Raw genomic sequence first — 23,148 nt, 5'->3', positions numbered from 1 at the left:
CCCCTGGCGACTGTTCGAGTTCTGTCAAAGAGATTTTTGTAGTGACCCGTGCTACATAGCGGTCTATTGTGACCAAGGTTGGGACGGTCTACTACTTCCCTCAATATACAAGGTCGGTGCAATTAAAGATAACTAGTGAGGGCTGTCATTTGTCATTTGTCATTGTCTTTTTAATTCACCCCATCGCGTTGGTGAATGGGTAACGATTCCCTTGGAGGGAAACCAAGATTAAACAGTACCTGCGATTAAAATTAACTTAAAAACTGCCGAATTTCTCCCAAGATGAACTGCAAAACTTTAATTTACGATCCGAGTAAGCAAGAGGCGATTACTTTAACTGTTGATAAAAAACGTTATAAATTGGTGCGTTGGGATGTTTCCGATACAGCCCAGATGTTGTCAGAGTCTTCTTTGGAACGATATACAGAATTAAGTTTACTTACCAAAATACCCCAAGCAAATGCGATGGTCAAAGACCAGCTCCTTTGGAGCATCGCCATTATTCAGTGTAATAATATTTACCAACTTCCCTACCAGCCAGTCAATGCCATCTTAGAAATTCGTCGCTGGGAAGATTTTAGCTGTATCCAGGAAATAGAGCTACCTGAATGTACCGATATACCTGGTTGTGTCACGATTACTCCCTGTCAACAGTACATCGTCGTTGTCGAATCATATACTTCGCTGTATCTAATAGAATTGCAATCGGGTATAATTCAGCGTTTTGCTTTTGAGACAGAATATAATTACAGCTTGGTATTTGACCCAAAGATGCAGTTTTTTATCAACTCATCAATTGACCAATTCAGCTATTTTCAACTTCATTGGATTGATGATTTAGCAACGGGTCAGTTTTCCCTTCGGGGAGGTTTTTGGGGTGATATGCGCTGTCATAACGATACTATTATTTTTAGTCCCAACGAAGACGCTTTTATCCATACTTGCTATCATTTTGAACGGAAATTATTGGTGACATACCGTCGATTTAATCGTTCCCAGCTATTTAGCGATCGCAGTCATTGGGGAATAAATAATAACCCAACACCAACTTCTGTTCTTTATAAAGTTTGGGAAGTATCCCTAACCTACATCAAACATCAGCATGATGAGGAAAATCTTTGGCAAAGTGATATTGCTTTTCTCAATGACCAAACCCTAGTATTAGGAGCAGGAAAAACCCTGGCTTTGCTAAATATTCAAGATGGAGTTGTGAAAGCAGAGTACCAAACAGATGCAATTATACAAGCGATCGCAATAGATACTGCATATCAGCGAGTAATTGCTGCTACCCGTAATGGGGTGTTATGCTTTCATTTGTAGCACTTGGCGATCGCACTTTATCTATCAGCAACATAAAGCTAGAACAGTATTATCTCTTGTAGTCAATGAAAAAACTTATTCCAATCTCGATTATTAGAATTCTAACACTAGGTTTAATTTATTGTTTATTACGTTTTGCCTTTCCAGTAAACTTTTTAAAAACCCATATAGTTGACTGTACTCAAGCTCATAAAATCACCAAAATATCCGATAATTTTATCAGTGCAATTGGCGATCCATCTGCAAAAGAAGCAGAAATTATTGCACAAAGGTATATCACAAAAGCCTTTTGTTTAAATGATTTAAAGGGTGATTATAGCTTCAGCCCTAAACCATATTTCTTTAATGGCTCAAACTTAAGCTCTAAGTATCAAATTATTGGTTATAGTGGTGCTGGTTTTCGCAGTCCAGGCAATTTACAAGTAAAATTTGACAATGGAACTCTTCTAAATTTTTGCTTTAGCATGATGGTAATTAACTGCAACCAAGCTCAAGAATGCGATTGTCCTCATGATTTTAACTGGGAACCCAAACCAAAGTAATATGAATAATGCTAATTATCATATATAGCGTTTCCTAGTCTACTGAGTTACAAACGTATCTGTTTCCATCTGCGTTCATCTGCGGTTAATTATTCTTGCTTGTACCTCGCTAGAGTGAGAACCGCTATATTTTACTTAGACGCTGATTGGTATTGGTTTCGTGTATCCGATGATTTTTAGGGATGACAATTAAGCTAGTTTTGAGTTATGGATAAGTGACATTACTACTGATGAAGTCACAAATATGAAATCTCATATTCACCATACCTTGATTTTGCTAGTAGCGATAACAGGGATAACATTGTTGTCAACTCCATCTATATCTAGTGATACTCATCAATCAATATCTTCTATCACAGTTAAGTCTACAAAAGAGAATTCATCACCCCAGTTATGGGATGTAAAAATCAACGGGAAATATGGATATATTGATCGCAATGGTAAATTAATCGTTAAACCCCAGTTTGATTCTGCTTCGTCGTTTTATGAGGGATTAGCTCAAGTTCAAGTAGGTGGGAAATGGGGATATATTGACCACATAGGTAAATTGGTCATAAAGCCACAGTTTGATAATTGCGATCGCTTCTTGAGTGGTTTTGCTAAAGTCGAAGTTGGTAAAAAGTGGGGAATCATAGATAATAAAGGTAAGTTTGTGGTTAAACCACAGTTTGATAATCTTGAAGCTTTTGTCAATGGTTTTACTTTGGTTGCTATCGGTAAAAAATGGGGATTTGTTGATAATAAGGGTAAATTAGCCATCAAACCTCAATTTGATAGTGCTTGGTCATTCTTTGAGGGTTTAGCAGCAGTTCAAGTTGGTAAAAAATGGGGATTTGTTGATAATAAAGGTAAATTAGTAATTAAACCTCAGTTTGATACTGCTTGGTCATTTTCTAAGGGTTTAGCAGTAGTAGAAGTTGGTAAAAAATGGGGATTTATTAATACAAAAGGTCAATTAGTCATTAAACCTCAATTTGATGCAGCTTGGTCATTTTATGAGGATTTAGCAGCAGTCCAAATTGGAGGTAAATGGGGATATATTGACCGCACTGGTAAATTAGTCATTAAACCCCAGTTTGATATGACTTGGCTTTTTGAGAATGGGTTAGCACAAGTAATAGTTGGCGGAAAATCGGGATATATTGACCGTACAGGGAAACTAGCGATCGCACCAAATTTTGATAAAATTGGTTATTTCTCCGAGGGATTAGCAGATGTACAAATTGGAGGTAAATGGGGATATATTGACCGCACTGGAAAATTAGCGATCGCATCACAGTTTGATAGAGCTTATTCCTTCTCTAATGGGTTAGCAGAAGTGCAAGTTGGAGAAGCATCTGGATATATCGATCGCACTGGTAAATATATTTGGCAACCAACCCAGTAATTATAGCATTTTGACAAATTTGAGTCTGAAATATTACGAGATAATGAGATGACAATAGAGATGGGAATTATCCAAATTAATACCGGGAATTACGAGGTGATTCCTGTTGCAACTAGCGAAATATTTTACCAATTTTGGTTGCCTGCTTGTAAGTATCTTGGTTTACAATTAATCAGTCATTTTCATGATGGATATTTAAATGTCGTCTCAGTAGAAGATGTTTCTAAAATTGTAGAAGAATTGATTTGTTTACATTCTTATACTTTAGAACAAGAAAATTTAGCTTTTATGAGCGAGAGAATAGAACGTATAATCCAGGTATTTAAAACAACAGATGCGACATCCTATGAATATGATTTTGGATAATGAATGTAATTTAAAAAATTGATGTTTATAATACTTTGATACAGCCGTCTTTGATTTCAATTTTAGAGTCATCTTTGACTTCGACTTTTCCACAAGATGTTTCAATGACAGCAGCTTTACCGCTACCTTGTATCGTTGCGGCTCCAGTCGTGCGACCATTGAATGTAACTTCTTTCGTTGAACCATCCATCTGGACTTTCATTACATGTTTGTCCGAGTCGTTATTGGAATATTTGATATAAACAGAAGCCCAAGAGGGGCTAGAAAAAATAATGCTTGGGATAGCAGACAACATCGCTAATAAAAGTATTTTTTTCATAGCTTTTATAAAATCATTTTCACCAACATTTTTATGTATATTTATTTTTTACTTTAGAAAAATAAAAAAAAGACCTGAGTAGTTGTACGTAAATTATATGACTGTGGCTATAACTGCATAAAAATAATTATTTTCGCGCAAGTTTCACATTTTTAAATTAGCCGACGGAGATTAGATTGTAAGTCTGTAAAGGTTAATTAAATTTTCAGATTAAAAAATTAAAAATCAGCGAACGCCAAGTCTAGCACACTCACACTGGAAAAATAGATCCAGATGATGGGTCATTTAGGGATACAATATATTATATATGTACTCCAACCTTTCTAAAATTCGTTGAGATCGCATCTCAGCTTGCTCTGCATTAAAGCCAAAGTTGTACCGCATCTTACCCATATTCTCAATTCGCCATTGGTTGATTTTATAATCTATTTCATCGCTCATCTTCACTTGCTCATTTGTGAGTTCAGGATCGATATTAAGTCCAATGGTTTCTGCAAGGAGTCTGGCAAAATTCACCGAATGAAAGTATGGATAATCTCGAATTAATTCCCCAGAGCGAAGAAAAGCCAGTAATCCTTCAATTGTAGATAACCCTTCTTGAATATCATCTAGAAAATCCTTGAGCCATTGTTCTGGAGAAAACTCACAAAAACGAATCCAATCCCCCTGAATTTCCACCTCGTATCCTTCCTGGGTGAGAAACAAATCCCGCACAGGATTATCCCAATCGACAATTCGTAACAACCCTGAATATTGCCGATTTTCTGGATTTTTGAGCCAATCCCCCGACTTTGCCGCTTTCAACTTTGCGAGGAACTCAGGTAAAGGCTGATTCCATAGTTCTACAGAATTGTTTGCCATAACTTCCTCAGCCGACCAGTAATGTCCTAGCCGTTCCCAATTGCCACCATTGCAAACTTCTAGCAAAAATGTTCTGTAAATGTCAGGTAGTTTAATTCCATGTTGTGCTTCTAACGCGCTCAACTTTGCTTCAGAACCAATTGGCGGATTAGTTGTGATTTGGGCATAGCGATTGTATGGATCGAATTTTCGCAATCGAGCGAGGGTAACGTGAATTCGTTCAGGAACGCTTAACCATTTTCGCAGGGGTAATTGGCAACCGAAGTGACGCTCCACCGTAAAAATATCTTGATCGTAAACCCTCACCCTTCCTTTCGGATCGTGAGAGAACTGAATTTCTAACTGAGTCAACACCTGACAGAATTGCTCTGCGTCAGCATCAGTTTGAAATAGCCCCACACAATGGGGATGCTTGATTCTCTTAATCTCCCGATACATAAACTCACAAGCTTCAGCCTCATCCGTAAATTCAAACAGCAGTTGTTGAACCGCACCACGCTCGGTATAAACAACTTGCCAGCTATCATCCGTTTGAATTAAGCAAATTTCATCATCACCCATTTGGCGAATTTGATACAGGCGACAGCCTTCACCCCAAAGTTTAAGATCGAGTAACTCTGCATTCAGATATCTGACTTCCCACATCCACTCACCTCTTACCATTTGGTATGATTATTACTTCGCTTGTTCTGCCCGAAAAAGCCGGAGGAATCCCCCATCAAACCATTCCCCATAGTTAAATCGCAGTTCCCCGGATAGTAGCATCTGACCTCGACAGTAGAGAAAGTAGGTTTCTTTAGGGAAATAACTTTGCAAAGGGAGCAATCCTTTTTTCAACGCCGTTCGCTCGCCATTTTGCCAGAGCCTTGCAAGGTGAGATGCTAAACAGTTCAAGAAAAATTCAGCTTTAGGCAAGGAAGGATCTGTTCCTAAAGTGACCAACTCATCTTCTCTTCCTCTCCAATCAACAGACATTTCCCAATCTTCGACGGGAGGTAAGCAGGATGTCTGCGAAGCCCAGACAACTAACTCTAGGTACGTCGGCTCATTCACGTTGGTAAATAAGGCATTCGCATTTATCGGCATAGTAATTTCTAAAACCGTTAACAAGCCGATCGCATTGTGATACAAATTTCCTGTCACCAGTCGATACTGCTTCCCATCGGCTTCAAAGGGAATCGTATAGGGGTATTGCAATTTTGCTTTTTGAAAATGCTGTAAGCAAAGCTGATGAAAGTCAGGTTGAGGTAGTGGTGGATCAAAAAACATCCAATCTAAACAGAAACTATTTTTTTCTTGGCTCACAGAAGCACCATCTAAATAGCGCCATAGCTTTTCAGCTTGAATGACGCAGCGTTGCAGATTTGGATAAGCAACTAGACGAGCAAGAATTTCTGCTGAGATTTCACGGTTGAGTAGGTTGGCGATCTCCATCTGATGCAGCAGTTCATATCGAATTGCTGCAACCTGATTGGGTGTATATAAGCGGGCTTGTTCTTCAAAAAATAGTAGATATATACTAGCAGCTTCCTCAATCTCAGACAAAATCTGGGGAATTAGTAAGGGTTGAGTAGGACTCGCAGCAGACGCAAAGCGTAAATTCCACTGGGTTTCATTGAGGAGTTCAATTCCCTCGATTTCTTGCAGATTCATCCAATTCCGCGCAACCTGTATCACCTTCAATGCAGTGCCATAGGGAATACCGTACATCGGATAGTAACTCCCCGGATGCCATAAACAAATCGGTTCATTGTAAGACTCGCCATGAATTTGAAACAGCCGATCTATCAGTTCCCAAACTGCCCAATTTTGATAAACTTGCGGTAGCTTCCAACTGCGATCGCGAAGCGACTCCTTTGGAGTACCGCCAATTAGCTGTTGACAATCCCTGACAAAGAAGCGATTATCCTCATTCTCGTACAGTTCACGCGCCTGAAAGCACTGCCAAAATGTATCATGATGGGCATGACGTGCCAAAAACTGAATTAGGAGCGAATCGTCATATCGGGTTATAGCTTTGCGACTGTGGCGACCAGAGAATAACACACCTGAATCGCTTTGTGCGATCGCTAATGTATACCCATCAATTAGAACAAAGGTTTTTCCATGCTTATCTCTCATCCAGCAACTCTCGAAGGGCTTGGATTTTCTAGTGACATACTCCTCACATCTTCAAAGCAAAAATAGTGAGATTAAATACTCAGCATAAAGCTAAAAGTATTAATTTAGTGTTAAAAGCAAACAAAGGTACTGTAGCTATATCGCCCAGATGTTTGATTTTGCTGTATGTATACGTAATGCAAGATATTAAGTTAACCTAAATTAGAATTGTATGTTCTCAAAACTAAGATGGCGATCGCGTAGCGGCTCCCCTGGAGCATCGCTGCTTTTGATACTTCCTTTGCTAATCGGCGGAATTTATCTGCTGCAACCGACTCCCCCTGCGCCTTGTGGAAGCCTGAAAAAACTTGGCGCAATCGAGCAAGAAGGACGCTGCATCATAAATCGTAACGTTACCCTGGAAGGTAATCTCAAGCGACTGCCCAATCAACTAACCGTCAAAGGCGACCTAACTATTAGCGGTACGTACATTGAAGAACTGCCCAATGCAATGGTGGTTGACGGAAACCTTTTCTTGTACAAAACTAGCATTGCCAAGCTCCCCCCAGATTTGCAGGTTCAAGGAAGTTTCGATCAATATAGTGGATTTGGTTCTCCAGGGGTTAAATGCAGTGCAATCCCTAAAACTGCTTTTATCAAAGGGAATCGCAACTGTCACTAATTGCGATCTCAATAGACTACAAATCAAATCTGCTAACTGTATGTTGCCACTCAGCAGACTTTGCCACACTAATTCACTAATTGGATTCATCAATTTAGTCCAATTTTAAAGAACAATGTTACAATCCTGGCGAATCAAACCCAGGAAATCAATCGTGCCTAAACAATTCCGTAATCTCAAGTGGTTGAGATTTAATCGTACCTCTTTCACCCTGTTTGCAACTCTATTTGCAATAGTTGTGATAATTGCCCTCTTCTTCCGAGATGATTGGATTAGACCGTTACTGGGCGACGTTTTAATTGTCATGGTGATTGCTTATTTTGTTCATGCTTTTATTGCAGTTCCACTACGGAAGGTTGCTATTGGAACTCTCATTTTTGCCTACTTGATTGAGTTGCTTCAGTTTCTTAATCTCATTGATATTTTAGGCTGGCGAAACTCCCAGCTAGCTCATTTAACAATTGGATCTACTTTCGACTGGCGAGATTTGGTTGCTTATACGGTTGGGATTGCGATCGTTTTCCTCACGGCCAATCGTTGGAAGTCATAAACTAGTACAGGTCGGCGTAAATAAATAGACCATAAGGAATTGCTAAAAGCCTTGTAGTATCGTTATTCTTTCTTTTTACTTTTGCCTTTTTACTTTTGCCTTTTTACTTTTGCCTTGTTGTATTAGTATTATTTTCCTCTTTATCGAGTATTCATCATTGCTTTGATATGGCGTAAACGTCCCAGATTTAAACGATTTAGGCATTGCTTCCTTCTGGTTTGACTACCAAAAAACAGTGACTATTATCAGAATTATATTTGATGATAGCTAATATCTTCAACTTGGTTTTCTGGATTTTTTATATATTTTCACGAAAATTTTCTATATGAATACTCAAAAGAATATCAATATTTTTCCTATAAATCGTCCCACTTTCTACATATACATACTATCTATATTCGGTTTTATATCCTTGATATCCTTGATTTGGTTATCGGGAAATACTAAATATTCACTCAGAGGAGGATCATTTAGTAGTTTCTTCTTGACGATTTTAGTCCTAATTATTTCTATTACAGCAGTTATCCTAATTTTTAAATCAAATTTGTCTCGGTGGTTAAAATTCGTATTGTCTATACCTCAATTCTTGGGGATAATGCCCTTAACTTTATTTATTGTTCAATTGTTTGTAGTAATTTTTATTTTTGGAGCAGGATGTAGAACTGACTTTGTTTCTCCTAGTGGGAAAAAATCTATCGCAATTGACGAGACATGTTATATGGACTGTCATCATGCTGTTTTTAGACATTATTGGCTATTGGAAAAAGAAATCGGCTCAATCTCCAATAATTCCAAGAGAAGATGCAAAACAGAGGATGATTTCCAAGTAATTTGGAATTATGATGAAACTGCAATTAGATTGAAAGAAAATAATAATTATCCTCAATCTCAATTAAAAGGAAGTTTATTAATAGATTGACTTGAATTGCAAGAGGGAGCAATGCTATTTGATATCGAAAAATTTCTAGGAAGTAATAAACTAGTATTATTTTCCTCTTTATCGAGTATTCATTATTGCTTTGATATGGCGCAAACGCCCCAGATTTAAACGATTTGGGCATTGCTTGCTTCTGGTTTGACTACCAAAAAACAGTGACTCAAACTTGCAGTACTGAGTTTGATAAGGCTCCCAAAGAGCTTGAGTGGTATCTTGCCCAGATGTAACTGGGGCTTGCTGCGCCTCGTCTTCTGGATCGTATACAGCTATCCCCTTTAGATCCGCAATGCGATCGTTATTTAGCCGAGCTAAACAGCGATGATAGAGCATTGGTGACATAGAACCTTCCTTAAAAGGTTCAACCAACTCAGTACAATGTGCTTCACGATAGTCTTGCCAGTATTTCTGTGCGATCGCAAATGTTGGCTGATACTGCTTCGATAGTCTTTCTGCCCAATCACCATAAATACTTGATTGCAAAAACTGAGTTGTTTTTGACCAATAGACCGCGCATTGATTTAACCCAAACTGTGTCTTATCCACACAATTTAGCTCTGGAATTCCAGGTAGCACAAAACTATTGAAGAGATCCAAGCCACGAGTAGGTGCTGCCAAAAGGTCTTCTAGTTGCTGAAGTCGAGCCTCTCTGAGAAGCTGATGACATTGAGCCAATCTCAGGGGGTTAAAAACGAATAGAGCTTTTTCGATCTGGCAATACTGAGTTTGATATTGCTCCCAGTGACGTTGCACCGATGAATTTCTCAATTTGAGTCGATCAAGTAAGAATTCAAATCGAGGATCGTGAGATTGGAGGGTAATAATCTGACCACCTCTCTGTAATTCTAGAATGCGATTGTTATTTAATCGCGCTAAACAGACAGATGTTGCAATTGGAAAATCTGGCGTATTGCGTAAGCGTTGAGTTAACTGTTGACAGTGTTGTGTTTGAAACTGATGCCAGGATTGATCTGCGATCGCCAGTTGATGTTGCAGGGGTGCAATAAGTTGGGACTCCACATCTTGATAAACCAATGATTTGAGCAAATGGGTTACTTCTGCCCAACGCTTTGCACAACGATATTCACCCGCTTCAACCTGTCGAATACAGTCTGGTTGCAAAACTCCACCAAATCCTAATATCACGGTTGGATCAGGTAGAGGAGTCTGTGGCTTGGCATCTGACGCAGGGAGAGCTTGGCTCGGTTCCACGCCAAGCTGACTTCCAATTAAAATGACACTCGCAAATATCGCAATTCTAAGTTTTATCATTTTTCTCATCACCAATCCTGAGTAGCCTTCAAGCACTATCCCTAGCATTTAGATTGTATGTTTCAGTAAAGTTGTAGCTTAAGATACTCATTATGCTCATACTGCTACTATTATTCAAAAACTCCTGGTTTGTAAGCACATACAACAGTGTTTACTAAGATAATTTAAGGTAATTTAAGTTTTGCTTTGCTTTCGTAGATATTTATACGGAGATTGTTATTCTTAAACAAAGCATAATCATTTTATTAAGGAAATAAAAAAATGAACAGTTATAAACCCAATCAGCTAGGTGTATCCGTAGTTATGGGCGCTTTGATTATGTTAACCAGTGTGAGTATTATCACGATTATGAATATGTTCTAGGTTGAATGCTGAGAATTTTTGCAAATAAACTTTACAAAACCCTGTGTGGTACTGCACAGGGTTTTTATATTTTGTTATCTCATCACTGTTTTGTTATTTATAAATTAGCCTGCAAAGTCTTGCTATATATAAATTTGAGCCTTTTTGTTCTCAGGCTATGATTTTGGCTAAAGATACTTGCAGTCTCAGGTTTAATTTTTTTTAACTATATTGGCTGGATACTATTCCGGATTTGTACTGAGTCTACTGAGAATAGGAAATAAATCTGTTTAATCACTTCTAAGCGAAATGAGAGCAAATTTCTCTACTTTTAGCAAATGAGAAATTTGAGATTTTACTGTCTATAAGCATAGTTGCATTCCAATGCTGATCGTTGGAATAAATTTTCATGCTGTCAGGATAATAAATATTCATTTCATTAGCGCGATAGAAGAAGATTGACCAAACATTAACATAAGCTTTACTGCTTTAAAATGCTAGTTTTGGGCTTATGTGATTTTTGGATAACTCATCAGTTTTAGTAAGGTTAATAACGTTATGACAACAAGATTTTTTCGGGGAATTAATTACACTGTTGAATCATTAATAGGAAGTGACCAAACTTTTCAGAGCAATCAAAAAAATACTTGGTTAGAAGTTTTAGGTACGAATAACGTCATCAAGACTGGTAGAGGGAATGATGTCATTATAGAAAATGTTAAGTTCGGGTTTATTGCTAATTATCCTCCTTATGTTGGCCCCGCAATTTTTTATGGTGGTTATGGTGTCATACCTGAAGCATCAATAAGAGGTACTACAACTATTGACACTGGACTTGGCGATGATTTTGTGGTTTTAGGAGGTGGTAATTATATTGTTGATATCGGTCAAGGTAACAATATTGTTGATGGTAGTGGTATTTTTGGGAATATCAAAATATCGGCTGGCAACGGCAATAACATTATTGATGTGACAGGAATTGCTAATTCTCAAGTTAATCTTGGTAATGGTAATAACTCAATTTATCTAGGAGCAGGTAATTCTTCTGTATCTACAGGTGCAGGAAATGATTTGATTACCACAACTATTAATGGGGCATTTACAATATTAGGTTATTTTGAATTTTATGAAGGAGAACCTTACAAGCAAAGCATTAATGCAGGAAATGGCGACAACCTGATTAAAGTAGTTGTAGCTGGAGAAACAAGTATTACAACAGGTTCAGGGAAAGATTTCGTTTTAGCTACCTCTGCAAATATTGAACTTTTTGATGGAGTGCCTAATTCTGATGTTGTGGATATTCTAACAGGAAGTGGTAGCGATACTGTAATTACAATTGGCACTAAAAGTTTCATTAATTCTGGTTCTGGAGATGATTTAATCATATCTGGTCTGGGCGACGACACAATTTTTACAGGAAGTGGTCGTGATGTGGTAAATCTTCGCGGAGACACTTTTTTTGCTCCCGCCCCTATCCAAGACCTTGAAGAAATATACTTTTCTGAAGCCACTGTTCAAGGAGGTGGCAATGATACTGTTTATCTAGGAAGCGGTAATAAAACAGTGATTTTGGGAAGCAGTGGCTTTGCTACAATCTATGGTTTTGATAAGAAGGATCGTTTAGATGTTAGCGGGTTAAATGCCACTTTCACGCAAATGGGAAATGACACACTCATCAGTTCAGGTGATCATTCTTTAGGAATTATCAAAGACTACACAAGTTCAGTAGCTTTGGTGTAACAGTTAATTAAGAATTAGATTGAAAATGCCTAACGCCACTGAGAGAGGCGGGGAACCCGTCTAGCCCAGTGGCTTTCTAGGTAACTAATCTTTGTGGGAGTAGATTATCATCTCAAGGCTCCGGCTAAGTATAAACTATTTGCGAAGGAACAAAGATAGCTTTAGGTTGATCCGTAATACTAGGTTTTGAGCTTGTAAAAGTTAAAAGAAGCTTGAGGATGAGTGACGGATGCTAAGAAAACTTACTGGCAATACTAAAGCAAAAAATCTAAAGCAGTTCTTAATAACTCTGACCTTTTTAACTCCACTGTTAATTACAATTCCAGTTTACGCCAGCAAGCCAGAACATATTAAACAGTTAATAGATACAAATAACTGTGCGAAATGCGATTTAAGCGGGGCAAATTTTAGCTGGAAAAATTTGCTGCGTGCTGATTTATCGGACTCTAATTTGAGTGGTGCGGACTTAAGTAATGCAGATTTGAGTGGCGCTAATTTGCGTAATAGTAATTTAGGTAAGGCGAAACTATCTCGCGGTAATATTTTTCGGGCTAATTTGGAAAAGGCAAACTTAAGTGATGCTGATTTAAGTAGCACTAACTTGAGTGGTGCTGATTTGCGTAATGCGAATTTAACTCGTGCTGATTTGACGAATGCTGACTTGAGTGGTGCTAATTTAAATGGGGCAAATTTGCAAGATGCTAACTTGCGGGGTGTGCGGTTTGATAATGTCAACCTCCAAGGTGTGAATTTGAATGGTGTTGATTTAAGTAATGCAGATTTGCGAAATTTTAACTTCCGTGGCGTGTCGCTAAATGGAGTTAACTTAAGTCGGGTGAATTTGAGTGGTTATAACTTGAGGGGTATAGAACTGAAAAATGCCAATCTCAGTTATGCAAATTTACAAAATGCTGATTTGAGTAATGCCAGATTGAATAATACTGATTTGCAGAATGCTAATCTCTACAATGCAAATTTGCAGGGTGCAGATTTGATTGGCAGTAAACTCAACAGTGCCAATTTGGATAATGCAGATTTAAGGGGGGCAAATCTGGATGCTGATAGTTTACCTCAGAATATTCGTGCGGATGCTTTGGATTACAGCCGTTGGGGAAATACACTCAGTGGTAAGAGGAGATATCAAGGTGCGATCGCCTATTACAACAAAGCGATAGAATTAAATCCTAGAGATGCTCAAATTTATACTAGTCGCGGTTCTGCTTACAGTAAGTTGAAAAATTACCAAGCTGCGATCGCTGACTACAACAAAGCTATTGAAATTGACCCTAGTTATGCAAAAGCATACAGCAATCGTGGCTTAACTCGCATCGAGCAGAATGATTATCAAAGTGCGTTAGCTGATTTTGACCAAGCAATTCGCTTCGACCCCAACAATGCGGAGGCTTATAACGGACGCGCCACAATTCGCCGCATTCAAAAAGATTATACAGCAGTCATTACCGAAGCTTCTCAAGCCATTAGAATTAATTCTAAATTTGCCGAGGCATACAATAACAGAGGGTTAGCGCGGTTTGCTATGCAAGATTATCAAAGTGCGATTCAAGATTATGATAAAGCCATTGATAACTCTAGTGGTTGGGCTTGGGCATATCTTAACCGAGGACTTGCTCGCGCCGCCATCAGCCAGCATAAAGACGCAACTAAAGATTTTGACCGCGCTATTGAAATTGATGAGAATTATACCGAAGCTTATTATCAACGCAGCGTCGCCAGATTTAATCGTAAACGATATGAGGATGCAGTTAAAGATTGCGATCGCGTCATTCAACGAGACCCCAATTATGCCGCAGCTTATGAAAACAAAGGCAATTCTTTATTAGCACTGAAAAAGAAAGCGGAAGCAAAACTCGCCTTTGAACAAGCAATGAAAATCTATTCGCAAAAACAAGATAACCCTAGTTTAGAAAGATTACAGCAAATCGTCGCTGGATTGTAGGGAATACGCAAAATTATGAAGAAACGAACCGCAAAGGACGCAAAGGACGCAAAGTTATAAGAGTTTAAGAGAGTTTTAGCTTAGTCCGCGAAGGCGGACTTTGTTTTTATAGCCGCGAATTCCATTCGTCGGGGCTAGTTTCTTCTCTCTCCCTTGTCTCCCTTGTCTCCACCGCTACACCCCCTCCGCGCCTCCGCGCCTCTGCGTGAGACAAACCACAGAGGCGCAGAGTTCACAGAGTTTTTTCGCGGGAGAGATGCTGAGATTTCTATATATTGAGATGATAGAAATATTGAGAACACAAATTTGGCTGCCACAATGCTTTGGAAATGGTGCTTGAGACTCTTCGTAATACTCTTGGGACTGTGGCTGTTATTAGATTTAGCTTCCCGTCTAGGCGCAGAGATTTTTTGGTTTCAAGAAGTCGGTTATTTGCAAGTATTCTTATTAAGGTTAGTGACTAAGGTTAGTTTAGTATTATTTGTCACGGTTGTGAGTGCGGTCTATCTATGGGGAAATTTATGGTTAGCACAAAAGCTAAAATATCCCTCATCTTTGAAAATTGCTCAAATCAAGCGTGAAGAAGCTGGACTGAGTGCAGAGTTAAAAAATCTGCTCAGTCCGCAATATGCAAAATATGATAACAGTCAAATTACTTACACTGGTGTATTACCAATTAAATTGCGCTGGCTGCTACCTGTAGTGGTTATCTTCAGCTTGTTGGTGGGGTTAATGCTGGCGCATTACGGTCAAATTTCCTTCGCTTATTGGCAAGCTTCTGCTAACAAAGCTAGTTTACCTGTGATTTCGTTGTTTCGCTTAGAAACAATTTGGGCGTTGGGTAGACAAATTACGACTCAGGTTTTATATGGTGCTTTAGTTGGCGGTGTAGCGATCGCTATTTTAATGTATCCACGCTGGGTATTAACAGCGATCGCGGGTACATTTAGTATTTTATTTGGTTGGATAATCCACCAGAACTGGGGAAAGGTTCTGCAATATTTTTATCCTACAAGTTTTAATTACTCTGAGCCATTATTTAACCAAGATATTAGTTTCTACATCTTTTCTCTACCAGTTTGGGAATTGATGGAACTCTGGTTTATGGGTTTATGTTTATTTGGGTTCCTCGCCGTTAGTCTTACCTATCTGCTTTCGGCGGAGAGTTTAAGTCAGGGAATTTTCCCTGGTTTTTCATCCCAGCAGCAGCGTCATTTGTATGGGATGGGTGGCTTGTTAATGCTAGTCGTCGCTTTGAGTTATTGGCTGAGTCGTTATGAACTCGTTTATTCCCAACAAGGTGTGAGTTATGGCGCTAGTTATACCAGTGTTCATGCTCAGTTACCAGCCTACACTGTGTTATGTGTTTTAGCAGTGGCGATCGCATTTTACTTGTTGGGGCGGACAATTTTTTGGCGACCAAAATCAACTTATCGCAAATTTGTAGGTTATGGGTTAAGCGTTTATTTAGCTGTAGCTGTTGCGGCTGGCGTGATTTTACCCCAGGTAGTGCAGTATTTAATCGTGCAGCCAAACGAATTACAGCGAGAAGAACCCTATATCAAAAGGTCTATTGCTTTAACTCGCCAAGCTTTTGATTTAGAAGTCATTGACGCAAGAACCTTTAACCCCCAAGGAACTTTAACCGAAGCAGATTTGCGTGAAAATGATTTAACAATTCGCAATATCCGCTTGTGGGATCAGCGTCCACTTTTAGAAACTAACCGCCAACTGCAACAAATTCGTCCTTATTATCGCTTTCCCGATGCTGATATTGATCGGTATACCTTAGAAACAGAAGCGAATGCACAACAGACAACAACTTCGGAAACATCCACAGAATTAACAGAACGGCGACAAGTTTTAATTGCAGCGCGGGAATTAGATTATGGTGCTGTACCCCAACAAGCGCAGACATGGGTAAACCGTCATTTAATTTATACACATGGTTATGGATTTACATTGAGTCCTGTGAATACAGTTGCGGCTGGGGGACTACCAGAATATTTTGTCAAAGATATTGCTGGGAATGCGAACGAAGCCTTGACAACTTCTAGTGCTGCAATTCGAGATAGCATCCCCATTGGTTTACCCCGGATTTATTACGGAGAAATTACGAACACCTATGTAATGACTGGTACAAGAGTCAGAGAATTAGATTATCCTAGCGGCAGTGATAACGCTTACAACATCTACGATGGTTCAGGTGGCGTTTCTATCGGTTCTGTGTGGCGGCGTTGCTTATTTGCGATGTATTTAAAAGATTGGCAAATGTTGTTTACGCGGGACTTTTTGCCAGATACCAAGGTATTGTTTCGCCGGAATATCAATCAACGCATTCGCGCCATTGCACCTTTTTTAAAATTTGATAGTGATCCTTACTTAGTCGCGGCTGATCCTCGCATTGGTACTGGGTTTCCTGGTGTCAACAATAACCTATTTTGGATTGTCGATGCTTATACAACAAGCGATCGCCATCCTTATTCTGACCCAAATAACGATGGAATTAACTATATTCGTAACTCTGTTAAAGTTGTGATTGATGCTTACAACGGTACAGTTAATTTTTACATTGCCGACGCTAAAGATCCCATCATTCAAACATGGGCTAACATCTTTCCCCAGATGTTTAAACCTCTGAGTGCTATGCCTGCAACCATCCGCAATCATATCCGCTATCCAGTGGACTTTTTTCAAATTCAAGCGGAACGGTTGATGACTTATCACATGACAGACCCCCAGGTATTTTACAACCGCGAAGACCAATGGCAAATCCCCAACGAAATTTATGGTGATAAAGCCCGTCCAGTCGAGGCATATTATTTAATTACTAGTCTGCCGACTGTTCCCTTTGAAGAATTTATCTTACTGTTACCCTACACTCCCAGACAACGGACAAATTTAATTGCTTGGTTAGCGGCGCGATCGGATGGCGATAACTACGGTAAGTTATTGTTATATATCTTTCCCAAAGAACGCCTAATTTACGGGCCAGAACAAATTGAGGCACGCATTAACCAAGATCCCGTAATTTCTCAGCAAATTTCTTTATGGAATCGTCAAGGCTCTAGAGCAATTCAAGGAAATTTATTAGTCATTCCCATCGAGCAATCATTATTGTACGTCGAACCAATATATTTAGAAGCAACTCAAAATAGTTTGCCCACATTGGTGCGGGTAGTTGTCGCCTACGAAAATCGCATTGTCATGGCGCAAACCCTAGAACAAGCACTACAAGCTATCTTTCAACCAGAAGTTACACCAGAACCTGCTATTGTGCGTCCCTTTGAAGAAGGAACTTCACCTAGTACAACAAGGTAAAAGTAAAAAGTCAAAAGGAAAAAGAAGAAATATTGATAATACAAGCCTTTTAGCAATTTCTTATGGTCTGTTTACTTACACCAACCTGTACTTATCAGTGATATTGTGACATGCAACGTCTCAAAAACTTAAGCAGCAATTTGGTATCAATTTCCTGCAATTGTTAAATATCTGCTATGCACCATCAACAAATTCATGATATTTATGGAAAGCATGAGTTGTTGTGATTCTGACTGAGAAGCAAAGTTATATTCTTGCTTGGTTATTCATGCTTACCCTTGATACTAAGTTGCGTTCCAACATAATTTCTGACTCCCCACTCTTACCCCAGGTAGAGACTTTGTATACAACGTCTTTACAACTTTGACTGCAACTTAGTATGAATTAGGAATGCTATATGCTAACGCTGCTGACATTTTCTCAGAATCACTTAGAAATATTTTCTGGTAAAGATGTTAATGCCATCCTGAAAAGAATTGATGGTTCGCATAATATTTGGTTACGCTGTCTTCATTTCCGCGATCGCACCGGAACCGCTAAAATTATTAACCACTTTCACCTCGACCCATCCCGCATCGACATGATTTTTAACCATTCCTTCACCGGAATTGATGAAGACATGGAAGATTGCTTATTTGATGGCTATGAAATTTTAACTCACCAAATCAAAAATCGAGAATTTCAAGTGGCGCGGGGGAGTATTATTTTAGGGCGTAACTTTATTATTACCTTTGAAACCACAGAAATTAAAGTTTTAACTTTATTACTAAATAATATTCAAAAACGACACATAGAAATTCAAAGCTGGAGTGTAGATTACCTTTTATATTTAATCTCCAAAGATATTCTCAATAATTACCATACTGTATTCGATTATATTTCGCGGCAACTTGATGATTTGGAAGATGAAGTCTTAGCTAATTCTGGCAATGAAACAACTTATCAAAAAATTGCTGCTATGAGACAATCTACACGTTCTGGGCGGCGAAATTTTCAAAATCTTAAGTCACTGCTGGCAATGATGAATTATGATGATATTCAATGGATTAGCCAACCAGTCAAAGAATTATTCCATCAAGAATTAGGATATCAAATCGATAACCTCTGGCAAGAATACCAAGCATTGCGGGCTTGGATGTCAGAATTAATGGAAATTCAACGCGATAATATCGCCAGTAAAACCAGTGAACGCATTAATCGTTTAACTATTCTTTCCACCACGTTCTTACCCATCACCTTTATTACTGGCTTTTATGGCATGAACTTTAAATACATGCCAGAGTTAGAGCAACCTTGGGCTTACCCACTAGTAATTAGCATCATACTATTGATTGTAATTTTTAGTATTACTTTTGCTAAACGGCAACGTTTGTTGTAACTATATAGCTTTTCTTAGTCTGGTAAGGTACAGATAAAAATAATTAACCGCAGATAAACGCAGATGGACGCAGATATATTTGTCCTTCAGCCAAATATAGCAATCCTATCTGAGTTGTAAAAAAGTATTCTTTTTAACGAACCGCAAAGGACGCAAAGAACACAAAGAAGGAGAAGAAAGAGAAGGAAAAGAATTTTATAAATGATTTAGGATTGCTATAGTAAACGCTATAAGTCCTTTAAATAATTAATTACTTACAATTACAATGCGAGGCAACACATTCACAATGTGAGGCGACACATTCACAATGCAAGACAACACATTCTTAATGCAATTAATTATGCAATAAACGAAATGCCATCCGCGTTTATCCGCGTTCATCTGCGGTTAATTTTCTTCCAACTTGATTGTATTTTGCCGTGCCAGTCTTGTAGGTTGCTCATTAATCACAAAAATCTATACAAACATTTAACGCACCACGGTATGATCATGGTGCGTTAGATTGATGCTCTATAAATATTTGATAGCCAACAAAGCTTTAGATATTGATACTTTGAGGAATTCTTGAAGGTAATAAGAACTCGTAAGGCATTATTCTGGCAGAATTGAGCCGATTTCGGCGATTAATTTCTGCTTCAATATCTTTGAGTTCAGTTTGGAAAGTGAACAAAGCAGCTTTGATTTGTGGTTGAGAGTGGAAATAGGAATTAGAGTATTGACCTAAGCGGGTGTAATAAACTGAACCCAGCAAATAAGTTAACTTTAACTGGTCTTTGGCTTGGGATAATGGCGGTAAAAAGTTCATCAAGTCACTTTGTTGGTCAGATGTGGGGGCTGATGAATAACCGGCTAAAGGAAAAGCAGGTGTATAAGTCATGAGATTTCCTTGAGGGAAATTCACCGCCGCATGTTGGGCGCTGGCTGTAAAAATAACTGTGGTAGCAACTTGAATCAGATATTCCAGAGTTTTAATTGTACCTGAAACATCTTCCCCAAAGTTTTGTAAACGACCGCCTTGTTGAGAAACTAATTCCTTTGCCCAATTTTGCAAGTTTACATCTGCAATTATTTGCTGTGCATTGGGATATTGAATACTTAAATATGTACTTACCCATTGAGAGACAGCTTGCCAAATTAGTTGACCGTCATCACGATAAGGATATTCTGGTAGTTGATTAACATTGTCAACGCTACGACTAACCAAAATATTGGGAAACATAGCAGCGTTGAAATTATACAAATAATCTTGAGCGCCTTTAATTGCCATCTGGCGATCGCTCTCAATTGTACTAGCTAACAGCTTATCTACTCCACCTTGATCAGCAATTAACTTTTGATGAGCGCCGTAATTAATTAAGATAGTTCCTTCTAGGTGCGGTTCTAGTAAAATTCTGAGAGGATGGTTTTTGGGTAGTTGTCTTCTAGTTGCGATCGCAAATGGTTCAATAAATAAATGAGTCCGCCCCAAATGACTCACCAACTCATGATAGTTAACATCTGCCATCTGCACCACACTCTTAGCCACCAACCAATTTTCACCACTTAAAGGGGTAAATACCGGACTTCCCGACTGACATTGAATTGCAATTGGTATTAAAGGCCGAAACAGATTATTTAATGGTGGAACTACAAATAATGCCACAGGTGCATAAATATACTTCTGTTCTTGGGGAAAATTCCCACTCTGCATATCTTTTAATGCAGCATAATCAGCTTGATAAAGACGACCTTCACTAATAGCTGCTGCTAAGGAATCGGAAGTCTTGGTAATTTCCTGATAAAGTGCGTCACTAATTTCTAAAATCTTGTCTCCAGCTTTTACTTGCTGTAGCATCAAAGGATTTGGCCCAGCCACTCGCATATAACCAAAAGTTAAATCCTCTGAGAAATTCTGACTAATTTGTGGTAAAGGTATAATGCTGAATAATTTATTGTAATCTTTTAATGTTCGCTGTGCTGCTGATACCTCTGGAGAAAAGTTAACATCTCCAGGTAATGCCTCATCATCATCAAACTTCAGCAAATCAGCATTAGCGAGAATAACTTGCTTCACCGCACCACTGAGTAAATCTGCGATCGCATCTTCAATCACCGAGGATGAAAAATCTACATTAGTAGCCTTTTGTTCTGCTTCATACAATTCCCATTCTTGATCAATCTCTGCCAACTCCTGAGCAACTTCCGATGTTTCATTCACATCAAAAGAAACATTCCCTAAATCATTGCTTTTCAGTTCTGTAATAATCTCTCTAGTTGTTAATGCTAGTTTTAACGCCAGCTTTTCTAACTCATGTTTACTATCAGATTCTTGAATTTCTTTGTCAATTTCTACTAATGTTTGTAGCTTTTTAGTTAGTTCTAAACTAGGGCGTTCTCCCTCTAGCCCATAAGCTAAAGAATTACCCAAAGAATTATCAAAAAAATTACTTAAAGCTTCATTCACTAACAAAGTAGTGATTTTTGCAGCTACTATCACCACCCACTTTAAATTAGGTAACTCTTGCACTGGTATTCCTAATTTAATCAGTGGTAGTGGTACAGCACCAGTCATTGCCAACGGCGGAACATAATTATAATTGTAGTTATATTCCGTATATTGTTCGGCATTTTTACCAAGTTTGGACAATTTATATAAAAATAACAGAATATCTTTAATATCTAATTTTGAAAGTACAGCAGAGTTAGGCAGAAAAGCTAAAGACATATCAAATCCTCTGTTTGGTAGATTTGGAAATCGCAACCCATCAACAAACCATTTATTTGATTAATTCGGTCATCATAATTCAAGATAACTAGTGAAAATTGTCCACCAGCACATTCATATCATTAGTCATCTCACCTTAAATTATGCTGTTGCTTTGATTGCTTTTTTGAACCCATCAAACATAACACAGCATTTTGTAATCTAGGAGATAAAATAAGTTTGTTCATGTTAAAAAAAATAAATTAAAATCTAAAAAAATAAATTAAAAATATAAGACCATGATTACTTTTAATAAATCATGGTCTTGTTATTTAAAAATGATTTAACTGTCCTGTCTCCTTTGTCTCCCTTGTCTACCCTATCCCCCTTGTTTCTACCCAAACAAGACTGCTATATTCTAATTTTCTACCGGATGTAATTGACCGCGAATATCGCCATAAAAAGTTTGACCTTTAGTATGTAAATTAAAATAAAGTTCACTACGTCTGCCATAATGTGCCATACCAGCAATTGTTTTAACTTTATCTGGTTTTCCTGATTCAATGGGACAACCTAAAGTGTAAAGTCCTAATAAATCTTTGGCAGAATTAGCTGTCTTTTCAATAATTTCATCTGTTACTTCTGCGGAAAAATGACCATCAGCAAAGTTTTGTTTAATATCGCCAGTCAAAGCAAAATCAACTTGAATAGGGCCAAGTACATCTGGTTTACCGCAATGGATATGAAACATAACTATATCTTTGAGATTTACACCTGCGACTTGAACATCGACAAATGCTTTACTCAAGTCTTTGGTGAATTTGACTATTCCATGTCCATGTGACTTACGCTGATTTCTGGGTATAGAAGGTGCGGTAGATTTCAAAGATGGTGGGGCAATTTTTGGTGTATTTTCCTCATCATCTGGTTCTTGCAGTGGACTTAAAAAAGCTTCGTAGACAAAACCAATTTCTTTACCTTTGCTGGGGTCAAGTTTAATGTTACTTGACTGACTTAAAGCAACTGCTTGGTTTACTGGTTGAACAAAGATGCTGAACAATGTAAAAATTGCCAGATACATCAATGTCGTGAATATAGTTTTAATAAACTGCATAACTGCCATCCTTCTCTGTGTGTAATAAAACTTAAGTTTTAGCGAAAATACATGCAGATGTTTCATTGCAACTCTGTAATTAGACAAAAATTTCCGCGTAATTACTTGTTTTGCGAAATTTAACGGGAATTTGGCTGTCTAATTTACTTATTTGAACATCGCAATATACAGAGTGGTTCAGTGCAATTACTTAAATTTGAGCTATTTATTGCAGAATATCCCCAAATTCTTTAAGAATTCAGGGATCTGTTTGTTCCAAGATAAGATTTTCGTCTTTAAT

17 protein-coding genes are annotated in these 23,148 nt (G+C 38.2%); 11 read left to right on the top strand and 6 right to left on the bottom strand.

Annotated features, from left to right (window positions below; translation table 11 throughout):
- Positions 1-282 precede the first annotated feature (282 nt).
- From H6G74_RS21435 to H6G74_RS21420, 4 genes are all read left to right on the top strand, one after another.
- Positions 283-1,320: a hypothetical protein gene (locus tag H6G74_RS21435; RefSeq protein WP_190969593.1), complete on the top strand. Its 1,038-nt coding sequence runs from the start codon at positions 283-285 to the stop codon at positions 1,318-1,320.
- 65 nt (positions 1,321-1,385) lie between these two features.
- Positions 1,386-1,862, top strand: a complete 477-nt coding sequence (locus H6G74_RS21430) for a hypothetical protein (protein ID WP_190969592.1) — start codon at positions 1,386-1,388, stop codon at positions 1,860-1,862.
- Positions 1,863-2,106: 244 nt separating this feature from the next.
- The gene (locus tag H6G74_RS21425; protein WP_190969591.1) at positions 2,107-3,249 is read left to right on the top strand and encodes a WG repeat-containing protein; all 1,143 of its coding nucleotides are present in this window, start codon (positions 2,107-2,109) and stop codon (positions 3,247-3,249) included.
- A 48-nt stretch (positions 3,250-3,297) separates the two neighbouring features.
- Positions 3,298-3,615 carry a hypothetical protein gene (locus tag H6G74_RS21420; protein ID WP_190969590.1) on the top strand — a complete coding sequence of 106 codons (318 nt, stop codon included), beginning with the start codon at positions 3,298-3,300 and terminating at the stop codon, positions 3,613-3,615.
- Positions 3,616-3,640: 25 nt separating this feature from the next.
- On the opposite strand, the gene H6G74_RS31305 is transcribed toward H6G74_RS21420, so the two are convergent.
- The 3 genes from H6G74_RS31305 to H6G74_RS21405 all read right to left on the bottom strand — a co-directional run bounded on the left by H6G74_RS31305 (position 3,641) and on the right by H6G74_RS21405 (position 6,916).
- Complete coding sequence (locus tag H6G74_RS31305) at positions 3,641-3,817, bottom strand: hypothetical protein (RefSeq protein ID WP_242051306.1); 177 nt, start codon at positions 3,815-3,817, stop codon at positions 3,641-3,643.
- A gap of 402 nt (positions 3,818-4,219) precedes the next feature.
- Entirely contained in the window at positions 4,220-5,458 is a 1,239-nt protein-coding gene (locus H6G74_RS21410) for an SMI1/KNR4 family protein (RefSeq protein ID WP_242051305.1), read from the bottom strand.
- A gap of 12 nt (positions 5,459-5,470) precedes the next feature.
- Positions 5,471-6,916 carry a hypothetical protein gene (locus H6G74_RS21405; RefSeq protein WP_190969588.1) on the bottom strand — a complete coding sequence of 482 codons (1,446 nt, stop codon included), beginning with the start codon at positions 6,914-6,916 and terminating at the stop codon, positions 5,471-5,473.
- A 211-nt stretch (positions 6,917-7,127) separates the two neighbouring features.
- On the opposite strand from H6G74_RS21405, the gene H6G74_RS21400 reads away from it, so the two are divergent.
- The 3 genes from H6G74_RS21400 to H6G74_RS21390 all read left to right on the top strand — a co-directional run bounded on the left by H6G74_RS21400 (position 7,128) and on the right by H6G74_RS21390 (position 9,046).
- Positions 7,128-7,577 carry a hypothetical protein gene (locus H6G74_RS21400; protein ID WP_190969587.1) on the top strand — a complete coding sequence of 150 codons (450 nt, stop codon included), beginning with the start codon at positions 7,128-7,130 and terminating at the stop codon, positions 7,575-7,577.
- Positions 7,578-7,731: 154 nt separating this feature from the next.
- Positions 7,732-8,127, top strand: a complete 396-nt coding sequence (locus tag H6G74_RS21395) for a ribosomal maturation YjgA family protein (RefSeq protein ID WP_313888505.1) — start codon at positions 7,732-7,734, stop codon at positions 8,125-8,127.
- Between the two features lie 595 nt (positions 8,128-8,722).
- Positions 8,723-9,046, top strand: a complete 324-nt coding sequence (locus tag H6G74_RS21390; protein ID WP_242051304.1) for a hypothetical protein — start codon at positions 8,723-8,725, stop codon at positions 9,044-9,046.
- Positions 9,047-9,124: 78 nt separating this feature from the next.
- On the opposite strand, the gene H6G74_RS21385 is transcribed toward H6G74_RS21390, so the two are convergent.
- A complete protein-coding gene (locus tag H6G74_RS21385) occupies positions 9,125-10,333 on the bottom strand; it encodes a lysozyme inhibitor LprI family protein (RefSeq protein WP_242051303.1) in 1,209 nt (402 codons plus the stop codon).
- Between the two features lie 900 nt (positions 10,334-11,233).
- On the opposite strand from H6G74_RS21385, the gene H6G74_RS21380 reads away from it, so the two are divergent.
- The 4 genes from H6G74_RS21380 (at position 11,234) to H6G74_RS21365 (ending at position 19,071) form a co-directional block, all read left to right on the top strand.
- The gene (locus tag H6G74_RS21380; protein WP_190969584.1) at positions 11,234-12,415 is read left to right on the top strand and encodes a hypothetical protein; all 1,182 of its coding nucleotides are present in this window, start codon (positions 11,234-11,236) and stop codon (positions 12,413-12,415) included.
- A gap of 229 nt (positions 12,416-12,644) precedes the next feature.
- The gene (locus H6G74_RS21375) at positions 12,645-14,372 is read left to right on the top strand and encodes a pentapeptide repeat-containing protein (protein WP_190969583.1); all 1,728 of its coding nucleotides are present in this window, start codon (positions 12,645-12,647) and stop codon (positions 14,370-14,372) included.
- A gap of 318 nt (positions 14,373-14,690) precedes the next feature.
- Positions 14,691-17,693, top strand: coding sequence for a UPF0182 family protein (locus tag H6G74_RS21370; RefSeq protein WP_190969597.1), 3,003 nt, complete (start codon positions 14,691-14,693; stop codon positions 17,691-17,693).
- 397 nt (positions 17,694-18,090) lie between these two features.
- Positions 18,091-19,071, top strand: a complete 981-nt coding sequence (locus H6G74_RS21365) for a magnesium transporter CorA family protein (RefSeq protein ID WP_190969582.1) — start codon at positions 18,091-18,093, stop codon at positions 19,069-19,071.
- A 538-nt stretch (positions 19,072-19,609) separates the two neighbouring features.
- Here the strand turns inward: H6G74_RS21365 and H6G74_RS21360 are convergent.
- Together H6G74_RS21360 and H6G74_RS21355 are read right to left on the bottom strand one after the other, a co-directional pair.
- On the bottom strand, positions 19,610-21,775 hold the full coding sequence (locus tag H6G74_RS21360; protein ID WP_190969581.1) for a lipoxygenase family protein: 2,166 nt from the start codon (positions 21,773-21,775) through the stop codon (positions 19,610-19,612).
- A 397-nt stretch (positions 21,776-22,172) separates the two neighbouring features.
- Positions 22,173-22,868: a CHRD domain-containing protein gene (locus tag H6G74_RS21355; RefSeq protein WP_242051302.1), complete on the bottom strand. Its 696-nt coding sequence runs from the start codon at positions 22,866-22,868 to the stop codon at positions 22,173-22,175.
- Between the last annotated feature and the right edge of the window lie 280 nt (positions 22,869-23,148).

It is taken from the genome of Nostoc spongiaeforme FACHB-130 (assembly GCF_014698475.1).
GTDB lineage: Bacteria > Cyanobacteriota > Cyanobacteriia > Cyanobacteriales > Nostocaceae > Nostoc_B > Nostoc_B spongiaeforme.
Note: the sequence above shows the minus strand (reverse complement) of the source record. Positions and strands in the feature narration are given on the sequence as shown.